The 19,929-nt window shown below is 37.1% G+C and carries 21 protein-coding genes; 16 read left to right on the top strand and 5 right to left on the bottom strand.

The window, feature by feature from the left end:
• Positions 1-345 precede the first annotated feature (345 nt).
• The 8 genes from NAG76_00780 to NAG76_00745 all read left to right on the top strand — a co-directional run bounded on the left by NAG76_00780 (position 346) and on the right by NAG76_00745 (position 7,986).
• Positions 346-1,098, top strand: coding sequence for a Cof-type HAD-IIB family hydrolase (locus NAG76_00780; GenBank protein URN94828.1), 753 nt, complete (start codon positions 346-348; stop codon positions 1,096-1,098).
• A 40-nt stretch (positions 1,099-1,138) separates the two neighbouring features.
• Positions 1,139-1,618: a DUF456 family protein gene (locus NAG76_00775; GenBank protein ID URN94827.1), complete on the top strand. Its 480-nt coding sequence runs from the start codon at positions 1,139-1,141 to the stop codon at positions 1,616-1,618.
• 163 nt (positions 1,619-1,781) lie between these two features.
• Positions 1,782-2,495, top strand: coding sequence for a ThuA domain-containing protein (locus tag NAG76_00770; protein URN94826.1), 714 nt, complete (start codon positions 1,782-1,784; stop codon positions 2,493-2,495).
• A 34-nt stretch (positions 2,496-2,529) separates the two neighbouring features.
• Positions 2,530-4,188 carry a polysaccharide biosynthesis protein gene (locus NAG76_00765; GenBank protein ID URN94825.1) on the top strand — a complete coding sequence of 553 codons (1,659 nt, stop codon included), beginning with the start codon at positions 2,530-2,532 and terminating at the stop codon, positions 4,186-4,188.
• A gap of 66 nt (positions 4,189-4,254) precedes the next feature.
• Positions 4,255-4,593, top strand: a complete 339-nt coding sequence (locus NAG76_00760; GenBank protein URN94824.1) for a thioredoxin family protein — start codon at positions 4,255-4,257, stop codon at positions 4,591-4,593.
• Positions 4,594-4,687: 94 nt separating this feature from the next.
• Positions 4,688-5,608: a COX15/CtaA family protein gene (locus NAG76_00755; GenBank protein URN94823.1), complete on the top strand. Its 921-nt coding sequence runs from the start codon at positions 4,688-4,690 to the stop codon at positions 5,606-5,608.
• Positions 5,609-6,475: 867 nt separating this feature from the next.
• Positions 6,476-7,183: a Cthe_2314 family HEPN domain-containing protein gene (locus NAG76_00750; protein URN94822.1), complete on the top strand. Its 708-nt coding sequence runs from the start codon at positions 6,476-6,478 to the stop codon at positions 7,181-7,183.
• Positions 7,184-7,206: 23 nt separating this feature from the next.
• Entirely contained in the window at positions 7,207-7,986 is a 780-nt protein-coding gene (locus tag NAG76_00745; GenBank protein ID URN94821.1) for an SDR family oxidoreductase, read from the top strand.
• Positions 7,987-8,050: 64 nt separating this feature from the next.
• On the opposite strand, the gene NAG76_00740 is transcribed toward NAG76_00745, so the two are convergent.
• Positions 8,051-8,296 carry a NifU family protein gene (locus NAG76_00740; GenBank protein URN94820.1) on the bottom strand — a complete coding sequence of 82 codons (246 nt, stop codon included), beginning with the start codon at positions 8,294-8,296 and terminating at the stop codon, positions 8,051-8,053.
• A gap of 96 nt (positions 8,297-8,392) precedes the next feature.
• Between NAG76_00740 and NAG76_00735 the strand changes: the two genes are divergently transcribed.
• Complete coding sequence (locus tag NAG76_00735; protein URN96730.1) at positions 8,393-8,662, top strand: YuzB family protein; 270 nt, start codon at positions 8,393-8,395, stop codon at positions 8,660-8,662.
• Here NAG76_00735 and NAG76_00730 read toward each other — a convergent pair.
• Positions 8,657-9,721, bottom strand: a complete 1,065-nt coding sequence (locus NAG76_00730; GenBank protein ID URN94819.1) for an FAD-dependent oxidoreductase — start codon at positions 9,719-9,721, stop codon at positions 8,657-8,659. The genes NAG76_00735 and NAG76_00730 overlap by 6 nt on opposite strands.
• A 316-nt stretch (positions 9,722-10,037) precedes the next feature.
• On the opposite strand from NAG76_00730, the gene NAG76_00725 reads away from it, so the two are divergent.
• Positions 10,038-10,397 (top strand): iron-sulfur cluster assembly accessory protein, encoded by a 360-nt coding sequence (locus NAG76_00725; GenBank protein ID URN94818.1) that lies wholly within the window; start codon positions 10,038-10,040, stop codon positions 10,395-10,397.
• 118 nt (positions 10,398-10,515) lie between these two features.
• Here NAG76_00725 and NAG76_00720 read toward each other — a convergent pair whose 3' ends face one another.
• The 3 genes from NAG76_00720 to NAG76_00710 are packed head-to-tail and all read right to left on the bottom strand — an operon-like array spanning position 10,516 to position 13,249.
• Entirely contained in the window at positions 10,516-11,703 is a 1,188-nt protein-coding gene (locus NAG76_00720; protein URN94817.1) for an amidohydrolase, read from the bottom strand.
• 15 nt (positions 11,704-11,718) lie between these two features.
• The gene (locus NAG76_00715; GenBank protein ID URN94816.1) at positions 11,719-12,195 is read right to left on the bottom strand and encodes a DinB family protein; all 477 of its coding nucleotides are present in this window, start codon (positions 12,193-12,195) and stop codon (positions 11,719-11,721) included.
• A gap of 58 nt (positions 12,196-12,253) precedes the next feature.
• A complete protein-coding gene (locus tag NAG76_00710; GenBank protein ID URN94815.1) occupies positions 12,254-13,249 on the bottom strand; it encodes an aliphatic sulfonate ABC transporter substrate-binding protein in 996 nt (331 codons plus the stop codon).
• Between the two features lie 116 nt (positions 13,250-13,365).
• Between NAG76_00710 and NAG76_00705 the strand changes: the two genes are divergently transcribed.
• The 6 genes from NAG76_00705 to NAG76_00680 all read left to right on the top strand — a co-directional run bounded on the left by NAG76_00705 (position 13,366) and on the right by NAG76_00680 (position 19,565).
• Positions 13,366-14,271: a LysR family transcriptional regulator gene (locus NAG76_00705; GenBank protein ID URN94814.1), complete on the top strand. Its 906-nt coding sequence runs from the start codon at positions 13,366-13,368 to the stop codon at positions 14,269-14,271.
• Positions 14,272-14,394: 123 nt separating this feature from the next.
• Positions 14,395-15,165 (top strand): ABC transporter ATP-binding protein, encoded by a 771-nt coding sequence (locus NAG76_00700; protein ID URN94813.1) that lies wholly within the window; start codon positions 14,395-14,397, stop codon positions 15,163-15,165.
• Positions 15,166-15,186: 21 nt separating this feature from the next.
• A complete protein-coding gene (locus tag NAG76_00695) occupies positions 15,187-15,960 on the top strand; it encodes an ABC transporter permease (protein URN94812.1) in 774 nt (257 codons plus the stop codon).
• Positions 15,961-16,240: 280 nt separating this feature from the next.
• The gene (locus NAG76_00690; GenBank protein ID URN94811.1) at positions 16,241-16,768 is read left to right on the top strand and encodes a hypothetical protein; all 528 of its coding nucleotides are present in this window, start codon (positions 16,241-16,243) and stop codon (positions 16,766-16,768) included.
• A gap of 109 nt (positions 16,769-16,877) precedes the next feature.
• A complete protein-coding gene (locus NAG76_00685; protein URN94810.1) occupies positions 16,878-19,037 on the top strand; it encodes an ATP-binding cassette domain-containing protein in 2,160 nt (719 codons plus the stop codon).
• Positions 19,038-19,049: 12 nt separating this feature from the next.
• Positions 19,050-19,565, top strand: a complete 516-nt coding sequence (locus tag NAG76_00680; GenBank protein URN94809.1) for a hypothetical protein — start codon at positions 19,050-19,052, stop codon at positions 19,563-19,565.
• Positions 19,566-19,929: the final 364 nt, after the last annotated feature.

Here is a 19,929-nt window from a genome sequence, read left to right as displayed (position 1 = left end):
AATTTCTCTCGCTCAAGAATGTTTCCTTTAACCAACTTAATTGAAGCTGCATATGCTAGAGTATTAGTGGTGAGGGAGGGTTATTGATGAAAAATATACCTCGTAATTCGGCAGTCCGCAGATTCGAATTAATGATGAAGTTAGTAAGCTTCATATTTCTATTTAGCATTGGTGGTCATTTATAATGGATAACGTAACAACCGTCTAGCTTCTTCTCCAACTTGAGAAGGAGCTTTTTTTGTTCTAAGTATGGTAATATTAAGATACGATACAATTCGATAAAAATAGCTCTTAATAAATATGATGTACTTCAGATAAATAGAAAAAGTTGTAGGAGGACTGAAAATGAGTCAATATAAACTAATTGCTTTAGATATGGATGGCACGGTACTTAATGATCAAAGTGAAATTAGTGAAGAAAATGTTCATTGGATAAATAAAGCTCGTGAAGCAGGAGTTACTGTAATGTTCTCGACCGGTCGAGGCTTCAAAAAAGCGATTGATTATGCTGAACAACTGCAGTTAGATTCACCTATCATAACGGTAAATGGAAGTGAAATTTGGGAGAAACCTTATCAGTTACTAGATCGTACATTATTAGATCATCGGTGGATTAATAAGTGCTATGAGCTTGCTCAACGTTATTCTGATGCTTGGTTTTGGGCATATACAACAGATGAAATATATAATAAAGAAAACTGGCAACATATCACTGAACAGTATGATCAGTATGAATGGTTGAAATTTGGTTATTACGTTGAGGATATTGAGATGATTACAGCATTGCGACATGAAGTAGAGCAGTGGGGAGAGCTTGAGATATCTAACTCATCACCATATAACATTGAGATCAACCCGTTCGATACTTCCAAAGCAACGGCTCTTGTGAAACTATGTGCGCATATGGGCATTAAGATGGATCAAGTTATTGCAGTGGGGGATAGTTTGAATGACATTAAAGCTATTCAACAATGTGGTTTAGGAGTGGCTATGGGAAATGCGCAAGAGGAAGTAAAACATGCTGCAGATTATATCACTGCATCCAATAATGACCATGGTGTAGCTGAAGTTATTAGGAAATTTATTTTTAATATGTAGTTGCAATCAATGAACATGATGTTGTAAAGTGAGGTGGAATATGGAAATATTAGGTATTGTATTAGTGGTTTTGCTTTTTATCATTGGTATGATCGGTACAGTATATCCTGTATTGCCAGGCGTATTTGCCATCTATGCAGCATTTTTTGTACATGGATTTTTGATTAGTTTCGAGAAGTTTGGGTTTTGGTTCTGGTTTATTCAAACGATAATTCTAGTTGGTTTACTTATCGCTGATTATGCTGTCGGTGCGATAGGAGTGAAAAAGTTTGGAGGGTCAAAAGCTTCTATAATCGGATCGACGATAGGAATAATTATTGGTCCGTTTGTAATTCCAGCTTTCGGATTAATATTAGGTCCATTCATAGGTGCTGTAGTAGGTGAATTAATAATGGGAACGAAGTTTAAGAAGTCATTACTTATTGGTTGGGGCTCATTAGTAGGCTTATTCAGTAGTATTATAGTGAAAATCATACTTCAACTCATTATGATTATCCTATATATAATTTGGGTGTGGTAAATGCAAATGTTTGAGCCATTATCAAAACATCAGATTGATTCTTTATAGTTCATGAAGTCAATCTAGGTAGGATTTGAAAAATTTAGTTTATGCTTCCGAAGTGGTTTTTCATATTTCGAGAAGTTAATATAATAAGATATGAAAAATTTCAGGAGGTTTTTTGATGATTAATGTGACGATATGGAATGAATTTTTGCATGAAAAGCAGCATGAGGAAGTAACTAGAGTATACCCTGAAGGAATACATATAGCACTGCAAAAGGGTTTATCATCGGATGAGTTGAATATTCGTACAGCGACGCTTGAAGAAGCTGAACATGGATTAACGGAAGAAGTATTACAACAAACGGATGTTTTAGTATGGTGGGGACATATGGGGCATGATCAAGTAGAAGATCATATCGTTGATCGCGTTCATGCACGTGTTATGGATGGTATGGGACTTATCGTACTTCATTCAGCACATTTCTCTAAAATTTTCAAAAAGTTGATGGGGACAGGTTGTGACCTGAAATGGCGTGAAGCGAACGAGAAGGAGCGTATTTGGGTAGTTAATCCAGGTCATCCAATTGCAGCAGGCCTGCCAGAGTATATCACACTAGAACATGAGGAAATGTATGGTGAGCATTTCGATATTCCCGCTCCAGATGAATTAATTTTCCTAAGTTGGTTCCAAGGCGGAGAAGTATTCCGCAGTGGTTGTACGTTCTATCGTGGACAAGGTAAGATTTTCTACTTCAGACCGGGCCATGAGACATTCCCGACTTACTATAATGAGCATATTCTAAAAGTTATTAGCAATGGCATTCATTGGGCTAAGCCAACGATAACAGCTAGTCCAGTAAGAGGAAATCACGCACCACTCGAGATTCTATAGTACACAAATTAGATGGAATGGACTTAGATATAATATGTTGAAAAAAGATTCACTACTTAAAGGTACACTTATCCTTGCAGTAGCGGCACTAGTTGCGCGCTTGTTAGGAATGGTCCAACGTATTCCACTAGAGTATATGCTAGATGCAGAAGGACTAAGTGCGTTTATTGCTGCCAATCAAATATATCTGATTGCACTTGTTATTGCGACTGCAGGTTTCCCAAGTGCAATCAGTAAGATGGTTTCTGAAAGGATGGCAGCAGGGAAATATCAAGAAGCGAAACGCATATACAAAGCTGCACTAGTATTTGGTGCTGTAACGGGTGTACTATTAGCTTCCATATTAGTCATTTTTGCACCTCTATATTCAACGATAATTAAGCAAGATTCAGCTACATTGGCTATTCGTGCCATTGCTCCAACGCTTATACTGTTCCCGATTATTGCGATGATGCGTGGCTACTTCCAAGGTAGACAGATGATGGCTGCTGGAGGAATTTCACAAGTTATTGAACAAATATCTCGAATTGTGTTAGGTCTTGCACTTGGCTACTATGTACTAGTTCTAGGCTTTTCTGATACAGATGCAGCAGCAGCAATAACATTTGGTAATCTATTTGGTAGTATCGGAGCTTTTGCAGTAATGATCTACTATGCTCGCAAGCTGAAGAAACAAGATCAACGTTTTGATCAACAATCTAACGCCGAGGCTAGAGCAGCATTGTTGCCGAATCAACCTTATGCATATGAACATGGATCCAAAATCAAGTTCAGAACTATTTACGCTGAAATATTAAAAATGTCTCTTCCAGCTCTTGTCACATCGATGACCATTAATCTCGTATATTTCTTCGATACAACGTTTTTTGCACGTATCACTGAACAAGTTTATACATTTACTCAATCAGAAGAGGTATATGCTATTCTAGGAAATAAAGCGATACCGCTTGCTGGCATTCCACCAATATTAGCAATTGCATTGGGATCATCGATTATTCCAATCATTTCAGCTGCCTTTGCACGTAATGATCAACGTGAAGTGAATAGACAAACATCTGCTGTGTTGAAAATCGTATGTATAACTGGTGTGCCGATTGCACTGTTTCTAACCTTAGCAGCATACTCTGTTACAGGCTTATTATTTCCAAGTCCAAGCGGTAGTGATGTTGTAGCTATGCTTTGTGCAGGTACAATATTGCAAATCACCATGATGACAACTAACTCCATATTGTATGGTATGGGTAAACAGCGTCAGACTATGGTTAATACTTTTGTTGGTTTAGGAGCTAAAATAGTTGTTAGTAGCATTTGCGGTTTGTATTTTGGTGTTTACGGATTCATTCTTGGTTCAACAGCATGCTTCTTAGCAGTTACACTGCTTAACTTACGTTTAATACGCAAAGACGTGCAATTACAAGTGCTCGGTAAGAAATGGATTTCTTATATTTTAGCAATTGTTATTTCTGCTGGAGTAAGCATATTGGCGCATTATGCAGTTCTAGAACTTACAACTGGACTTTCTGACAAAGTATCATATCTTCTTACCGTAATTGTTTCTGGTAGTATATTAGGTTTATTATATGGCATATTGCTACTGAAGCTTCATATCGTAACGACAGCGGATGTCGAATCATTGCCTGGGAAATTACGCGGACCAATGAAGAAAGTTATGCGAGTTCTTAGAGCGGGTTAAGAAAGAAAATCAATCATAATCCAATAATAATTTGAGAATAGTATTACTGAAGGAGGAATAATCATTATGCATAAAATTACAACCGATTCACAATACCGTGAGCAAATTGCCAATGAACACTTAACGGTTATCGTATTTAAAACAACATGGTGTGGTGACTGTCATTACATTAATCCATTCATGCCTGAGTTAGAGGAACAATATAAAGGGAAAGTTGATTTCCTCGAAATCGATCGTGATGAATTACCTGATCTTTGTTCTGAATTAAACATTCTTGGAATTCCAAGCTTTATCGCATTCAAAAATGGCCAAGAGCTTGTTCGTTTTGTCAACAAATTACGTAAAACACGTGAGGAAATTGAACAGTTTGTGAACCGTGCGCTTGCTATAGCAGAAGCGGTCTAGTTATGGCGTAAGTTTCACATTTTGAACATGGCTTTTACCTAATTGTATAGCTATAATTAATGAAACATAATATTTGGAATTAGGTGAATACGTGATGGTTTCAAAAGGTTTTAGATTTTTTGCATTGCTTTCATGCATAGGTATGCTACTTGTTCTACTAGCAGGTGCATTAGTAACTAATACAGATTCTGGTCGTGGTTGTGGCGATGATTGGCCGTTATGCCATGGTAAATTTATACCTGCTTATACGGTTGAAACTGCAATTGAATGGTCTCACAGATTAGTGAGTGGATTGGAAGGTATATTAGTAGCTGGCGTCTTTATTTCTATTTATCGTAAATACAAACGTGAAGGTATAGCTTTTAAAGAGCCAATGCAATATGCTTGGTATGCTCTATTATTTACTATTATTCAAGCATTAATGGGCGCCGCAGCTGTGAAATGGTATCAATCTGATGCTGTTATGGCGATACATTTTGGGATATCGTTAATTGCCTTTGCTGCAACGTTATTGCTCGTGATATGGTGTCATCGTGAGAAAAAGGGAATTGTAGAAACAACTCGTTATCCTCGATCTCTTTTGCCATGGGCTTTAGCTATTTCAATCTATACCTATGTTGTCGTCTATCTAGGAGCTTTCATCCGACATACTGAGTCATCAGGTGGTTGCCTTGGTTGGCCACTATGTAATGGCGAAGTTGTTCCGGAATTAAGTGGTGCTACTGGTATTGCTTTTATACACAGAGTAGCTGCTGCAATTTTAGGAATAGTTATAATCGCAATGTATTTCTACATTAAGCGAGCTACTGGAAACAGTTCATTAACGAAATCTTCAGCTGCTATTGTAATTTTAGTTATCGCTCAGATTTTCAGTGGAGCTTGGTTAGTGTATACTATTGGTAACGAAAATTGGTTTTTATTCACAAGTTTACTTCATAACTTAATAATTGTTGCGCTGTTCGGCTTATTAGTGGATCTTGTTATTCGCTCTTGGATATATCGCAAGGAAGAATGATGTTGAGCTGCTATAACCATAAAGGTATAGCAGCTTTTTTTATAGGTTGTTTACTAATAACACATATGATCACGATGACCAGCTACGTAGCGTAGTCGACGGCGAATATGACATTCATCGTTCGCTACAGTGCTCACGTACTAAGTAAGTACGTTCCGCGCTTCGCTTCTCTAACTTCATGTCATCTTCTTGGTGCTGATAAGTGTCATTATTAAACTTCATTTGAATAGGTTGTTTAATAATGACACTGATGATCACGATGACTAAGCTCCGTAGCGTAGTCGACGGCGAATATGGCATTCATCGTTTGCTACAGTGCTCACGTACCAAGTACGTACGTTCCGCGCTTCGCTTCTCTATCTTCATGTCATCTTCTTGGTGCTGACAAACGATATTCGTTCGTAATACTAGTGGATATTTTGAACTACCCCTTAAAAATATGGTTCAATAAGTGGGCTTTCAGAACCGAGAAGATGGAGCGCTACTTGAGGAAGGAGGAAACGCAAATGTACGTTATTGGTACATGCGTACAGACTTTCTAAGTTCGCTCCATATTCGATGTCGATATACGACAATGTCAATCATCGTTATCAGAGTCCGCTTTTTGAACTTCCAAATTTCAATAAAGGTTCAAAAAGTGGGCTTTCAGAACCGAGAAGATGGAGTGCTACTTGAGGAAGGCGGAAGCGCAAGTGTACGTTATTGGTACACGCGAACCGTACTTCCCAAGTTCGCTTCATATTCGCCGTCGACTAAGCTTCGAAGCATAACCATCGTTATCAAAGTCCGTTTTTTGAACTTCCGCTACAAGTACATAATGTTCATCGTTTGTTGCTACACTATACCCATCAGATCGGAGTGAAAAGTATGCTACAGTTTATGTTTCAACAACCGGAACAACCACCGACAGGAATGTATGCAGAGGTAGACAAATTGTTAGAAAAGTTTGCTTCCCAGATGGCATCTCGTAGTGGTAATTCTGATGAGAACAAAGAAAAGTGGACGAAATTTGAAATTTGGACGTTAGGCTTAAAAGCATCACTCCAAGAATTATATGCAAGTCATTATGCTGCCCAATATTTTCGTACTAAGATTACGTTGCCGACGATAAAAGAGATGGACGCGGAACAAAAATTAGATTACTCTAGATATGTATATTTTGACAAAAATGGCTTTATAAGAGTTTTCTCGCTGCTTGATAAACTCGGTACTTTTTTGAATGAATTGTTGGAACTGAAAACTGAAAAAATTAAAGCGCATTTTTCTTATTTTACTGTTTTAAGAACGATGCGTGAACGACAAGTGCACGTTAAGTTAACTAAGCCATTGAATGAAATAAAGGAACAAAGCAAAGAACCTACCCATCGACTTCGAAAAAGAAGAAATACCGAAACACATTATATGAATTCTGAAATGCATGATGATTTAATTCAACGAACAAGGATGTACGGACAGGAATTAATGCTTGAGAATTTAGATCAACAGATGAATGATTTATCGGTCGGATTAGACTTAGCTATGCAATCAATTAAACTTACATTCGAATACGCTCAGGAGCTACTACATCGTAAGTGACCGAGCTTTCATGGAGAAGGAGAATGTTTGTGGAGCTTATGGGGAAAAAAGCTTTAATTACTGGAAGCGCAAAAGGACTGGGAAAAAGGACTGCGATTGAACTTGCTTCAAAGGGTTGTAGTGTTATGATTCATTATATGGAAAGTGAACAGGAAGCATTGGAAGTACAGAGTCAGATACTCGGTCTTGGTGTGGATGCAAGAGTTGTACAAGCAGATATCGCAAAGCCTGAAGGCATTAATAAGCTTGTAGCAGGTGTCGAGGCTTGGGGTGGTGTAGACATTCTTGTTAACAATGCAGGTCCTTTTGTAAGAGAACGCAAATTATTCCAACAGTATGATGAAGAAATGATTACATCGCTAGTTCAAGGCAACTTATTATCGGTTATGTTATTGAACCATAGATTATTACCTTATATGCGTGAGAAATGTTGGGGAAGAATTATCCATTTTGGCTTTGGACATGCTAATGAGGCTCGTGCATGGCCACAACGAGCAGTATATGCAGCGGCCAAAACAGCACTTGTCTCATTTACGAAATCGCTAGCTGTAGAAGAAGCTCCTCATGGTATTACAGTTAACCTTATCGGGCCAGGAGACATTAAAGGGAGCTACAAAGAAAAGTCAATCCATGAAGTCATTAATGATTGTGATGGAGAGACGCCTATAGGTAGACCAGGTACCGGAGAAGATGTAGCTCGTGTTATTTTATTTTTGTGTGATGAGAAATCAAGCTATCTAACTGGAAACATTATCGATGTAACGGGTGGTTTTGATCCAATTCGAGCTAATATCGTGAAATAAGAAAGGCGATCCAATACCCTATTAGGGGATGGATCGCCTTTTTGACCACATAGTAGCGGCTATATTAGAATACTTGAACAACCTCTATTATGCCGTCTACCTCTTCAAGAAGTGCACGCTCAATACCTGCCTTAAGCGTGATAGTAGAACTTGGGCAGCTTCCGCATGCACCGACTAGACGAAGTTTAACGATACCTTCTTCCACATCAACTAGTTCGACGTCACCGCCGTCACGTTGTAGAAATGGACGAAGTTTATCAAGAACGTCTAATACTTCATCATATTTTGTATCTTGTACTTGTTCACTCATTGCATTCATCTCCTTTCTATCCTATTATAGTACAAAGTAAAACAAATGCATACCAAAGTCAATTAAGAACTTGAAAAGTAAGGTGTAACTAACATGATGAAACCAATGATTGAGTTTTGTGCTGGCAATATGCACCACGGCACTGAAAAATTATTAGATAAATATGAAGCAGACGATAACTTTGAAGGAATAGAATACGGCTGTTTAGGTAATTGTGGCGAATGCTATTTGAAGCCATTTGCGCTTGTAAACGGAACGATCGTTGTAGCAGATACTGTTGAAGATCTGGAAAAGAAAATCGAGCAATTCCTAATTGATGAAGAAGATGATATGGCTGCTCTAGATAAGCTTATTGATACACTATAAATGCTTAGAGCGCCATAACACACCGCTTTTTATCAATCGAGGGATTCTTCCGCGCATTGAAAGTTTTCCCATCACGCCAAATCCATTATGCTTACCAAGTGCACCTAGCGTACCTCTAAGTTTGAATGGTTCTAGATGAATCGTATGATTATGCCATATTGCATGAAGGATTTTGGCTACTCGTTTACCTTGCAAACCTGCAACTTGAGCACTAGGGGAGTATTCTGAACTTACGCAATCACCAATAACATAAATATTAGGATCATCTGGTAATTGATACTGATCATTTACAATTAATCTGCCTTGTTTGTCTTTAGCAGCCTGTAGTTGCTGAACTAATGCTACCGGTTGTATTCCAGCGGTCCACAGAATAGCATTAGCCTCAATTGGATCAGATTGACTCTCAGCATATAATAATCCGGGCTCAATACGATGTAATGCAGTATTAATTAGCATATTAACGTTATGTTCTTGGAACCATTCTGCCACATAAGTTTGTACGTTTGAGGGAAAACTTCCTAATAGGTTCGGACCACGATTAATTAGTGCGATATTAAGATCTGGACGACTTTCACGTAGTTCTGATGCCATTTCTACTCCACTAAGTCCACCGCCTACAATGGTAACTTGTCCATAAGGCTTTACATTATTCAGATCCGTATAAGCTTTTCGGGCAGCTTGAAAAGTTTGTAAGCTATTAGCGTACTGCGGCGCACCTTCAACACCATGATAATGATCGACACAACCTAGTCCGATAACGAGTGAGTCATACTGAATAGGGTCATGTCCTACTACATGTACAACCTTTAGTTCACGATCGATTTCGGTAATTTCTCCCAATGCCAAATTTACGGAGGGAGAATTAGGGAAAGCTACTCGTAGCTGTAGATCAGAAACCGTGCCAGCAGCTAATGAATAAAATTCTGTTTTTAATCCTTGAAATGGTGAACGATCCACAAGAGTAATCGTTGTGCCTTTAGGTAAGCCTTTATCCAATAACTCATTAATTAAGGCTAACCCACCGTATCCACCGCCAAGCACGACTAACTTATAACTCATTTTGTCATCTCCAATTATTAATAACTCATCAATAGTAAATTCACTAGAACTTATTGTGATATTCATTATAGAGTATGCTTGTAATATAGTAAAATTTTCTGATTATTGTCTATTTGTATAGGACGGGCAATAATTATATTGTTACAAACCAATTAGCTCATCTATTGAGCAATAAGACATAGTGGAGTATACTTATACTATATTAAGGTAAGTGAACATCTCTGATAGAGATTATTATATTGTTTATGCTTACGAGATAGCTTTTCTCTAAGAGAAGTTTAGCAGGAAAAATCGAAAAGTTTTAGGAGGTAATAAAATGATTACAATTACTGAACTAGCAGGAGAAAAACTAGGTGAAATGCTTGCAGCAGAAGAAAATGATCAAATGTTTCTTCGTGTAGGTGTTAAAGAAGGTGGATGTAGCGGTTTCTCTTATGGTATGGGTTTTGATGATGAGGAGCAAGAGGGAGATACATTACTAGACGTTAATGGTCTTAAAGTTGCGGTTGATGCAGAAAGCTCAAAATATTTGCGAGGACTTGTTATTGACTATAAAGAAGCAGCGATGAGTGGTGGATTCACGATCGAGAATCCAAATGCTACAGCTACTTGTGGTTGTGGTTCTAGCTTCCGTACAGCTACTGCAGCGGGTAATCCAGCAGCAGATCCTTGTTAAGAAACTAACAAAAAGGGCTGTCCCTAAAGTCATTGAAGTATTGTGACTTTAAGGGACAGCCCTTTATTTAAGCTACACCGATGTGAGGAGAGCGGACAGTACGTTGCACCAAGCGAATTTAGAAGAGCTCAAGTAACTTCGAAGTCGAAGCGACAAATACTTTCATACCAATCGCTAATGAACGCTCATCAATATCGAATTTCGGATGATGGTGAGGGTATATGATACCATTCTCTATATTACCTGCGCCGATATTGAAGTAAGTACCTGGTGCACAATTTAAATACGCTGAGAAGTCATCAGCTGCCATGCTAGGTTTTATCGTGTAGAGGTTTTCTTCGCCAAACAATTCAACAATCGTATCGGCTACCAATTTAGATACATTGGGATCATTAATTAGTGGTCGATAACCGTAACTATATTTGAACTCATAATCTGCTCCGTGCGCTAATGTTAATCCTTTTATTATTTGCTCCATCTGACGAGGCACTTCTTCTCTTAATGTTGGTTCCATAGCTCGAACCGTTCCTGTCATCTGCACGCTACCAGGAATAACATTATGAGCATGCCCAGCGATGAATTGAGTGACAGATACGACTAGTGGTTCTACAGGGTTAGTTGCGCGAGCAACAATATGTTGCAAATTCGTAACGATCTGAGCTCCGATCGCTATACTATCAACAGTTGTATGAGGCTGCGCAGCATGACCACCTTTACCTTTAATCGTAATATGGAAAGTATCAGGAGAAGCTAGCATAGCACCACCGACAACTCCTACTTTACCTACAGCTACTGGTGATTGAAGATGAGCACCAATGACCCAATCTACACCATCCATAACACCAGCGGCAATCATCTCATCTGCGCCACCCGGTGGTAATTCCTCCGCATGTTGAAAGATAAAACGAATCTCTCCAGCAAGTTCATGAGTAGCGAAATACTTTGTAAATATTTTTGCTACACCTAACACAATTGCCGTATGACCATCATGACCACAAGCATGCATAATGCCTTTATTTGATGAGCTGAAAGCTAGGCCAGTATCTTCTTGAATAGGTAATGCATCAATATCTGCACGAATCGCAAGTACTTTTCCTGGAGTAGATCCAATTAATCTAGCCATTACACTAGTCGCAGTTGGTCTACTAACTATTAGATTATCGAATGACAATAAAAGTTGCTCAATATATTGAGAAGTAGAATTCTCATGAAAACTAAGTTCAGGATGCTGATGCATATATCTTCTCCATTGAATAGCTTCTGGTTGCAGCTTATCAACTTCAGATAGTAATGATTGGAGTGTCATTGTAGTGCTCCTTTCTTAAATAGCTTCAAATGCACCTATATTTCTAGCGATTTGACCGATATGCTTACTAACATGATTACATATAAATTTATCAATAATATGAACGATAGATATTTGCTCATCACCTTTCATACCTACAGACAACCATTGTTCTTCTGAAAGTTTACTAAGCAAGATACCATTATATTTCGTAATTGCATCATATATATCAAGCAATTCAGTTAGTGAGAAGTCATTGAATTGTTGCTGGTCTACCCAGCTTTCATGTGCAAACGTAGCAATTGGAGATACTGGTTCAGATATGATTTTACGAATACGATAAGAATTGGTTATATTCGAATCGATCAAATGTCCAACAATTTCTTGAATGCTCCAAGCTGTAGCTGTTGGTTTCCAAGATAACAATTGTGGAGACAAGTTTTCTACGCTCTCGCGAATAATAACGGGTGTTTGCAAATAATTATGGATGGAATCTTGATGAGATTGATTCATGTAATGACCTCCTGCATATCGATTAGTTTACTTAACATCTAGTTGAAGCTAGGAGATATTATTTTTTAGAAGCTTCATAATAAGAGTTATCAAACACATTTTTATTGACATCTAATTGTGTAGTTACTGTACCGGTTGCAAATAGAATGTCAGCAGTTGTTTGAATTGCAGCAGCAATATCCGTTGTAATTGGCTCATTAATATAGTTTGTATTTTCTAGTAATGTTTTCACTAAAGCTTTATCCATTTTTCTTTCAGTTGCTAATATTTCAGCAGCTTCATCTGTATTTTCTTTGACCCAATCTACAGCTTTTTGATATACACGCAAGTAAGCTGCAGCTAGTTCAGGGTTTTCTTTCAAAAACTTATCGCGACCTATCATTACTGCTGGTGCAACAAAGTTCATTGTTTTTACACTTTCTACAATGCGAGCGCGATCAGCAGATGTTTCAATCGTTACATATGGATCCCAAGTTCCCCATGCATCAACTTGACCTGCTTGGAATGCAGCATTGGCTTCATCTGGTTGAAGTTGAACAATTTTCACGTCTGATTCAGACATACCATTTTTCTCAAGAGCTTTTACTAGAAAGATATGAGCGGAAGAGCCTTTAGCCAGTGCAATTTGTTTCCCTTTAAGATCAGGAATAGATTGAATGTCGCTATCTGGTTTAACTAGAATACTATTTTGGTTACCTTCCACACCTGTAGCTGAAATAACTGTGAATGGTGTGTTTGCCGCTTTACCAGTTACTACTGTGCCGTCTCCGATGAATGAAAAATCAATACGATCTGATACTAGACCTTCAAGCAAAGGAACGCTGCTTTGGAATTCATGCCATTTGACAGTTGCATTCAATGTTGCAAACTCATCTTCAAACCAACCTTTACTTTTTGCTATTGAAAGTAGATTTAATCCACCGTTTACAGTAATATTAACTTCAACGGCCTTATTAGAATTGTCTGAACTTTTGCCACAAGCTGTAAGACCAACTAGAGTGATGATAAGTGCAAGTACGAATAAACCTGATTTTTTGAATGATTTAGATGTCATTATGATAGTCTCCTTTATGTGAATGAATATTAGTATTGTATTATATCCGAGTAATCAAGTAAAATAACTTTGTATTATAATTATATAACTGAAAGTTATGGAAAGAGGTCTTATATATGAATATTGAGCAGTTTGAATATGTTGCTGCAATAGCAAAGACTGGTTCTATCTCCATTGCAGCAGATCAACTTCATATTAGCCAAGCGGGTGTGAGTAAAGCGCTATCCAAATTTGAAGAGGAATTAGGCATGAAAATATTTAATCGTTCTAGGGCAGGAACTGAACCGACCGAACGAGGAAAGATCATCATCGACAAAGTTAATGAAATATTGTCCAAAATAGAAGATATCAAAGAAGAATCACAAATACAGAGTGCTATGATTGAGGGAGAAGTTCGATTCTCTGCTGGACCTAATATTGTCGCAATCTTATCGAGATCGATTGTTGCTTACAAGAAAGATCATCCTAAAGTTCGACTTGAAATTATTGCAAAAAACTCCGAAAGTATTATTCAAGATCTACGTAGAAATGAAACTGATCTTGGATTAATATATTTTGATCGTCATAAACAAGAGGATTTGAAAGATTTAACACTAACACATTTATTAAAATCGAGAATAGTTGTTTATGTGGGGAAGAGATCACCGCTTGCTTCAAGGTACAGCGTAACACCACAAGAGTTAATTAACGAAACGTTTGTTAATGCAGAAAATAACTACTCCAATTGGTTCATGGATGACTTTATGGAAAAGTACGGTAAAGTAAATATGATCTTCACATCGAATAATGTAGATATATTAAAGCGGACAATTGCGGAGGGAGTAGCCATTGGAATATTCATTGAATTAAGTATGAAGTATGATCCACTAGTTCTGAATGGAGACATTGTAGGGATATCCCTTGTTAACCATGAGCCAACGACAATTTCATTAGGCTGGGCAAGACTTACAAGTAAACATTTCTCTATTGCGCAACGTGAATTTTTGAAGTATGTCCTAAGGGAATACAACCAAATCAAATAAGATACAGCCTATTCAAATTACAAAATAATCAAAAAAATGTTATTGACATTTCTTGAAATCGTCTGATAAGATTCTCCATAAATTCTAAATTGGCTATGCAACGAGAGCGAGGGGACGTTTGAGATGACAGCAGTGGCACTAGAAATACAAGGGTTGAACAAGACATTTCGTACAGCAGAATCAGCTACACATGTGCTTAATGGGATAAATCTTACTTTGAAAAAAGAGGAATTTGTTTCTATTATTGGACCTAGTGGTTGTGGGAAAAGTACATTGTTGAAAATTATAGCTGGACTTGATGTTGATTATGAAGGTAAGGCAGAGCTCAATGGTGTACCTATTCAAGGACCGAGTAAAAAGAAGGGTTTTATTTTTCAAGAACATAGATTATTCCCATGGTTAACAGTCGAGAAAAATATTGCTGCTGATCAATCTTTGAAAAAACCTGAAGTAAGAAAAGCTGTTGATCAGATGATTGAATTGGTCAGACTTAATGGTTTTGAAAAGGCATTTCCCAAACAATTGTCTGGTGGGATGTCACAACGTGTTGCTATTGCCCGTGCCTTACTTAGAAATCCCGAAGTGTTGTTACTAGACGAGCCATTTGGCGCATTAGATGCTTTCACCCGTAGCCATATGCAAGAATCATTGTTGGATATATGGCGAGAGAATCAGACCTCTATGTTACTTGTTACGCATGATATCGATGAAGCAATATTTCTCTCTAATCGAGTAGTGGTGATGGACGCACGACCAGGTAAGATCAAAGCAATTATTCCGATTGATTTGCCTTATCCTAGAGATCGAGTAAGTCTATCATTCCAGGAACTACGTGCAAAGGTGCTACGTGCACTTAATCATAATGACGAAGAAGAGATTAATTGGCATATATAGCATGCTAGAGGAGACAAACAAATGTTGAAATCTATGAAATTAAATCGACTTTTACTTGGTAGTTTTATTCCAGTAATTGTTATTATAGCTTGGCAAATTGCAGTTCAACTTGTGCTAATAAACCCAATGTTATTTCCCGCCCCAACTTCAATATTCAATGATTTTTGGAATATGATAATGTCTGGCGAATTGTTTTTTCATCTTCAAATTAGTGTTGTTAGAGCATTATCAGGTTTTGCAATTGGTGGGATACTAGGTTTATGTGTTGGGATAGCAGTAGGTCTGTTCAAACGAACAGAACAGATGTTAGACCCAACGATCCAGATGCTAAGAACAGTACCACTACTAGCAATTACACCACTATTTATTTTGTGGTTTGGATTCGGGGAACTTTCAAAAATATTATTGATTTCTATGGGAGCGTTTTTCCCGTTATATGTAAATGCATTTTTAGGCGTTCGTAATGTCGATTCTAAGTTATTCGATGTTGCTAGAGTACTAGAATTCAGTCGTTTCCACCAAATTACGAAGGTAGTGTTGCCTGCGGCAATGCCTAATATTTTGTTAGGTATGCGGCTTTCACTTAGTACTTCTTGGTTATGTCTAGTTGTTGCAGAACTTATGGGCGCAGATCAGGGGATTGGATTTTTAATTCAAGATGCTCGTGCATATATGCGTACAGGAGTTGTATTTGTAGGTATTCTTGTCTTTGCAGTAGTAGGAAAGCTAACAGATTCTGTTGTTAGAATACTAGAAGAGAAGCTGTTGAAATGGCAGGATAGTTATAAAGGATAGTAGTGCTAGACAGCTGAATAGAGAATTTCCCGAAAGTTATTAGACAATGACTTTCGGGAAATTCTCTTTTTTGTATGATAATTACTGCTGCGTGGATAATCTTATAAAAAGGCTACTTAAGGAGCGGATTGAATTAATTATCTCGTGTTAATATGGGGCAACATAAGAGAGTTTTTTTGAAAAAAATGTATTTTATTACTATGAACAAAATAATTTCTAAGTTATTATAAAGGTAATAAAAATACTATCTCTCTTAAAATAGATGAAATGAGGCCGGTCGATGCAATTTGAAGTTATGCGATGTTCTGCCTTTATGTATATGCAAAGGTATATGGAGTTTATTTTAGACAATTATTCTGAATTGAATATGCCTTACCCATTTAACGTATCACTTAGTTATTTAGCTAGTCCTATATTGCTTAACGGTGAAGTGTTTCTAGCACTAGATGATGAGAATGAAGTGATTGGTGCAATAAGTTATATATATGGCACTGCTGATCAAAATTATAGTAATCGAGAAGTTGTTCAATTTCAAATTGCCTATTTATCTAAGCCTCATCGCGCATCATCGGTATTATTACTCATGTTACAACTCATTAGTCAATATCTAGTTTATATAGAAGATTTAATAGAAGAGCTTCGTTTTTGGTCTAAGCCAGACCGCAACCTCGAACGTATAGTGAACAAACGTATGGATTGTGCCATCAATCATCACGAATCAATATACGGTTCGCTACATGAATACCGTATCCCTTTTGTAAAATTTCAGCAATATACTTCTCAATTCCAACAGGAACAGTATTATTAATCTCTCAAGATCAAGTAGTTATGAAAAGTTAAGATACAGCTTTCGAAGTACTTTTCATTAGCATAGAAGAACACCATGGAGTAATGAAAAGTTTAAGGAGAATATAAAGATGTTAATCGTTATTAGGACGATGATTGGCTATTTGAAGCCATATAAGTTGCTGACTTGGATGTTTCTTCTTTTTATTGGTTTAGACTTAATATTCATCTCAATAGCACCATTAAGTTTTACATATCTAATTGATTATGCTGTTGAACCTAGAAGTATGGGTATGTTTGTTAACATTATTACTATTCTAGCAATAGCAGGTATATTATGTACCATAGCCGGTATCGTTGGGGATTACTTCCTATCAAAGCTCAATGCATTAGTAGAAAGTGATTTGCGTAATCAATTATTTTCCAAGCTGCAACAGCTACATATTAATTATTACTATACGAGACGATCAGGAGACACTATTTCTTTGTTCTCGAATGATCTGCCAACGATAAGTAGTGCATTAACATCTTTACTTACAACGGGGATTCAATCGATTGTAGTTGTAACGATAAGTATGGGTGTACTTATTTATCTCCAGTGGAGTATGGCAATTATTATTGTACTTGGTGCATCACTTATTTTTGTTGGTCCTTTATTGCTGAGCAAACGTGCTGAGCAACGTTATGCACAGTATAAAGAACAAATCTCCAAGCTTAATAGTGAAGTTCAAGAGAATGTAAAAGCACAAAAGCTAATTAAAAGCTTTAATTTACAGCAATATATGTACACACGTTTTAGTAAGCGTGTGAAGCAATTATTTGTAAGTAGCTACAATATGAATGTAATGAATGCCCAATTAGGAAGAGTTCCTATGATTAGTCTTGTACTCGTTAATTTTTTAATTATGGCGTTTGGATCTTATCTAGCATTGACTGAGCAGATTACTATAGGAGCTTTAGTTGCATTTTATACAATGTATGTTTCGATGGGGAATTCTGTATATAGTTTAACGTTTATCATTCCAATCCTTACAGATACAAAGGTAAGTTTGGAACGAATTAATGAAGTACTTCACAATGAAAAGCTAGAAGTTAACCATAAGAATGACTACAAAGTACCGGAACAGCAATTAGAACTGATGATTGAAAATGTTAGCTTTGGTTATACGGAGCAGATGCATGTACTTCACAATATTTCGCTTAATATAGAGGCGGGTTCATCGATTGCTCTTGTTGGTAGTAGCGGATCAGGAAAAAGTTCACTCGTCCAGTTGTTGTTGGGACTTTATGAACCACAACAAGGTCAAGTGAAGGCAAATGGGATGCCGTTATCACATATTGATCTTGGTTATTATCGTAATCAGCTAGCTATCGTGTTACAGGATAATTTTCTGTTTCAAGGAACACTAGTTGAAAACATATCAATGAGTAATGCGGACGCGAGTTTTGAAGACGTTGTTACCGCAGCAAAGCAGGCAGAAATCCATGAATACATTATGTCGTTGCCTTTAGGATATGAAACAGAAGTACTAGACGAAGGTAGTAATTTCTCCGGAGGGCAACGACAAAGATTAGCAATTGCACGAGCTCTTGTAAGAAATCCTCAAATCTTAATACTAGATGAAGCAACCTCGGCGCTTGATCCTGCCACTGAGTCATCAATTAATGCAACATTCAAGCGGCTTGCTAAGGATCGAACCATAATAACTGTGACACATCGTTTAGCGACAATTATTGAGGCGGATAAGATCTGTGTATTTGAACAGGGAAATCTCGTAGAGCAAGGCAATCATCAGCAACTACTTACATTAGAAGGTACTTACAAGTATTTATGGGATAAGCAAAGTGGTCTTTCGTTATCTGAGGAAGGTGACGAAGCGAATATTGATATTGAACGTTTGGCTCGTCTACTATTTTTCCGGAATATCAATATAGATGTGCTTCATAGTATTGCAAATCTATTCAATACTGAGAAATTCGATGAAGGAACCACTATTATTCATGAAGGTGATCGAGGCGAGAAATTTTATATCATAATAAGAGGACGAGTTGAAGTTTTGAAGAAGATGCAGTCTAATAATGGGGAAAACGTACGCGTTGCCGTTTTGGAGGATGGAGATCATTTTGGAGAAATTGCATTACTTGAAAGTGTACCGCGTACTGCTTCAATCAAGGCGTTAACATCTTGCGTCGTGATTACACTTCAGCGTAAAGTATTGCATCATGTTCTAAAACAACATCCAGAAATTAATGAATATGTGAGAAAAGGTATCCAACAAAGGATGAATTAAGGAGTGAAAGGGATGTATGCCTACTCGAAATTATGTGAGACAGACGAAGAGTATGCACTGTTTTCAAAGTTTTTCATACAATACCGTGAACATTTTAGTAAGGACTTTATTCTTGAAGATGCACTGATTCATCTTATCTCATATTTAGAGTATTCATCCGTAATAATGTCCTATAATACGAAGCAACAATTAATTGCATGTGCTCAATACTGGATAATAGGCGAGGATGATATCAACTATGAAGCTAATGGAAGAACTGTATATATTAGCTCAGCCATTATAATTCCCTATGCACGTAGTACAAGAGTATTTATATGTGGTTTTCGTGATCTAATTAATCATATTGCAATGCATCAACCACATATACGTAATATTAGGTTTAGCGCACAAGTTGATAATCAGTATTTGAACACATTATATCGGAAATTTGCAATTTTCATTAATACGGAAGAGGGAGCTTATGGTGTTGAGAATAGATATGAAGTGCCGTTATTACAACTTCAGAGCTTTCTCAACAGATTGAAATGAAATAAATTGTGACGTGTATTACAGATTTAACTACCTTTATTGTATAAAATTAAGATACATAAATTGGTAGTAAACGTTAAGGAGGTGATATAAATGTTTCCACCAAAAGGATTGAATAACCCTAAAGATCAAAAGAAAATTGGCGGTCTTGGTAAGATTTCATTATTACCTATAGCTGAAGTGATGAAAAAACAAGAATTGTTACGTGCTATGCCAACAAAGTAAATACAAGGTAGAAGCAAGCTTGGTGTTCATAACCTGAGCTTGCTTCTATTTGTAAGTTCTAGTTGCAATATTTATATGCTTAATTTCAGTAATGAACTTAATATAGATGATTTAACGAAGTTATTTGAATAGGAGTAGC

Origin of the sequence: Candidatus Pristimantibacillus lignocellulolyticus, from assembly GCA_023639215.1 — a bacterium.
In the GTDB taxonomy this organism is placed as follows: Bacteria; Bacillota; Bacilli; order Paenibacillales; family Paenibacillaceae; genus Pristimantibacillus; species Pristimantibacillus lignocellulolyticus.
Note: the sequence above shows the minus strand (reverse complement) of the source record. Positions and strands in the feature narration are given on the sequence as shown.

Bases quoted from the DNA above. Each gene is read 5' to 3' on its own strand.
- NAG76_00780 (URN94828.1), top strand. From the start codon at position 346: ATGAGTCAATATAAACTAATTGCTTTAGATATGGATGGCACGGTACTT.
- NAG76_00775 (URN94827.1), top strand. From the start codon at position 1,139: ATGGAAATATTAGGTATTGTATTAGTGGTTTTGCTTTTTATCATTGGT.
- NAG76_00770 (URN94826.1), top strand. From the start codon at position 1,782: ATGATTAATGTGACGATATGGAATGAATTTTTGCATGAAAAGCAGCAT.
- NAG76_00765 (URN94825.1), top strand. From the start codon at position 2,530: ATGTTGAAAAAAGATTCACTACTTAAAGGTACACTTATCCTTGCAGTA.
- NAG76_00760 (URN94824.1), top strand. From the start codon at position 4,255: ATGCATAAAATTACAACCGATTCACAATACCGTGAGCAAATTGCCAAT.
- NAG76_00755 (URN94823.1), top strand. From the start codon at position 4,688: ATGGTTTCAAAAGGTTTTAGATTTTTTGCATTGCTTTCATGCATAGGT.
- NAG76_00750 (URN94822.1), top strand. From the start codon at position 6,476: ATGCTACAGTTTATGTTTCAACAACCGGAACAACCACCGACAGGAATG.
- NAG76_00745 (URN94821.1), top strand. From the start codon at position 7,207: ATGTTTGTGGAGCTTATGGGGAAAAAAGCTTTAATTACTGGAAGCGCA.
- NAG76_00740 (URN94820.1), bottom strand. From the start codon at position 8,296: ATGAGTGAACAAGTACAAGATACAAAATATGATGAAGTATTAGACGTT.
- NAG76_00735 (URN96730.1), top strand. From the start codon at position 8,393: ATGAAACCAATGATTGAGTTTTGTGCTGGCAATATGCACCACGGCACT.
- NAG76_00730 (URN94819.1), bottom strand. From the start codon at position 9,721: ATGAGTTATAAGTTAGTCGTGCTTGGCGGTGGATACGGTGGGTTAGCC.
- NAG76_00725 (URN94818.1), top strand. From the start codon at position 10,038: ATGATTACAATTACTGAACTAGCAGGAGAAAAACTAGGTGAAATGCTT.
- NAG76_00720 (URN94817.1), bottom strand. From the start codon at position 11,703: ATGACACTCCAATCATTACTATCTGAAGTTGATAAGCTGCAACCAGAA.
- NAG76_00715 (URN94816.1), bottom strand. From the start codon at position 12,195: ATGAATCAATCTCATCAAGATTCCATCCATAATTATTTGCAAACACCC.
- NAG76_00710 (URN94815.1), bottom strand. From the start codon at position 13,249: ATGACATCTAAATCATTCAAAAAATCAGGTTTATTCGTACTTGCACTT.
- NAG76_00705 (URN94814.1), top strand. From the start codon at position 13,366: ATGAATATTGAGCAGTTTGAATATGTTGCTGCAATAGCAAAGACTGGT.
- NAG76_00700 (URN94813.1), top strand. From the start codon at position 14,395: ATGACAGCAGTGGCACTAGAAATACAAGGGTTGAACAAGACATTTCGT.
- NAG76_00695 (URN94812.1), top strand. From the start codon at position 15,187: ATGTTGAAATCTATGAAATTAAATCGACTTTTACTTGGTAGTTTTATT.
- NAG76_00690 (URN94811.1), top strand. From the start codon at position 16,241: ATGCAATTTGAAGTTATGCGATGTTCTGCCTTTATGTATATGCAAAGG.
- NAG76_00685 (URN94810.1), top strand. From the start codon at position 16,878: ATGTTAATCGTTATTAGGACGATGATTGGCTATTTGAAGCCATATAAG.
- NAG76_00680 (URN94809.1), top strand. From the start codon at position 19,050: ATGTATGCCTACTCGAAATTATGTGAGACAGACGAAGAGTATGCACTG.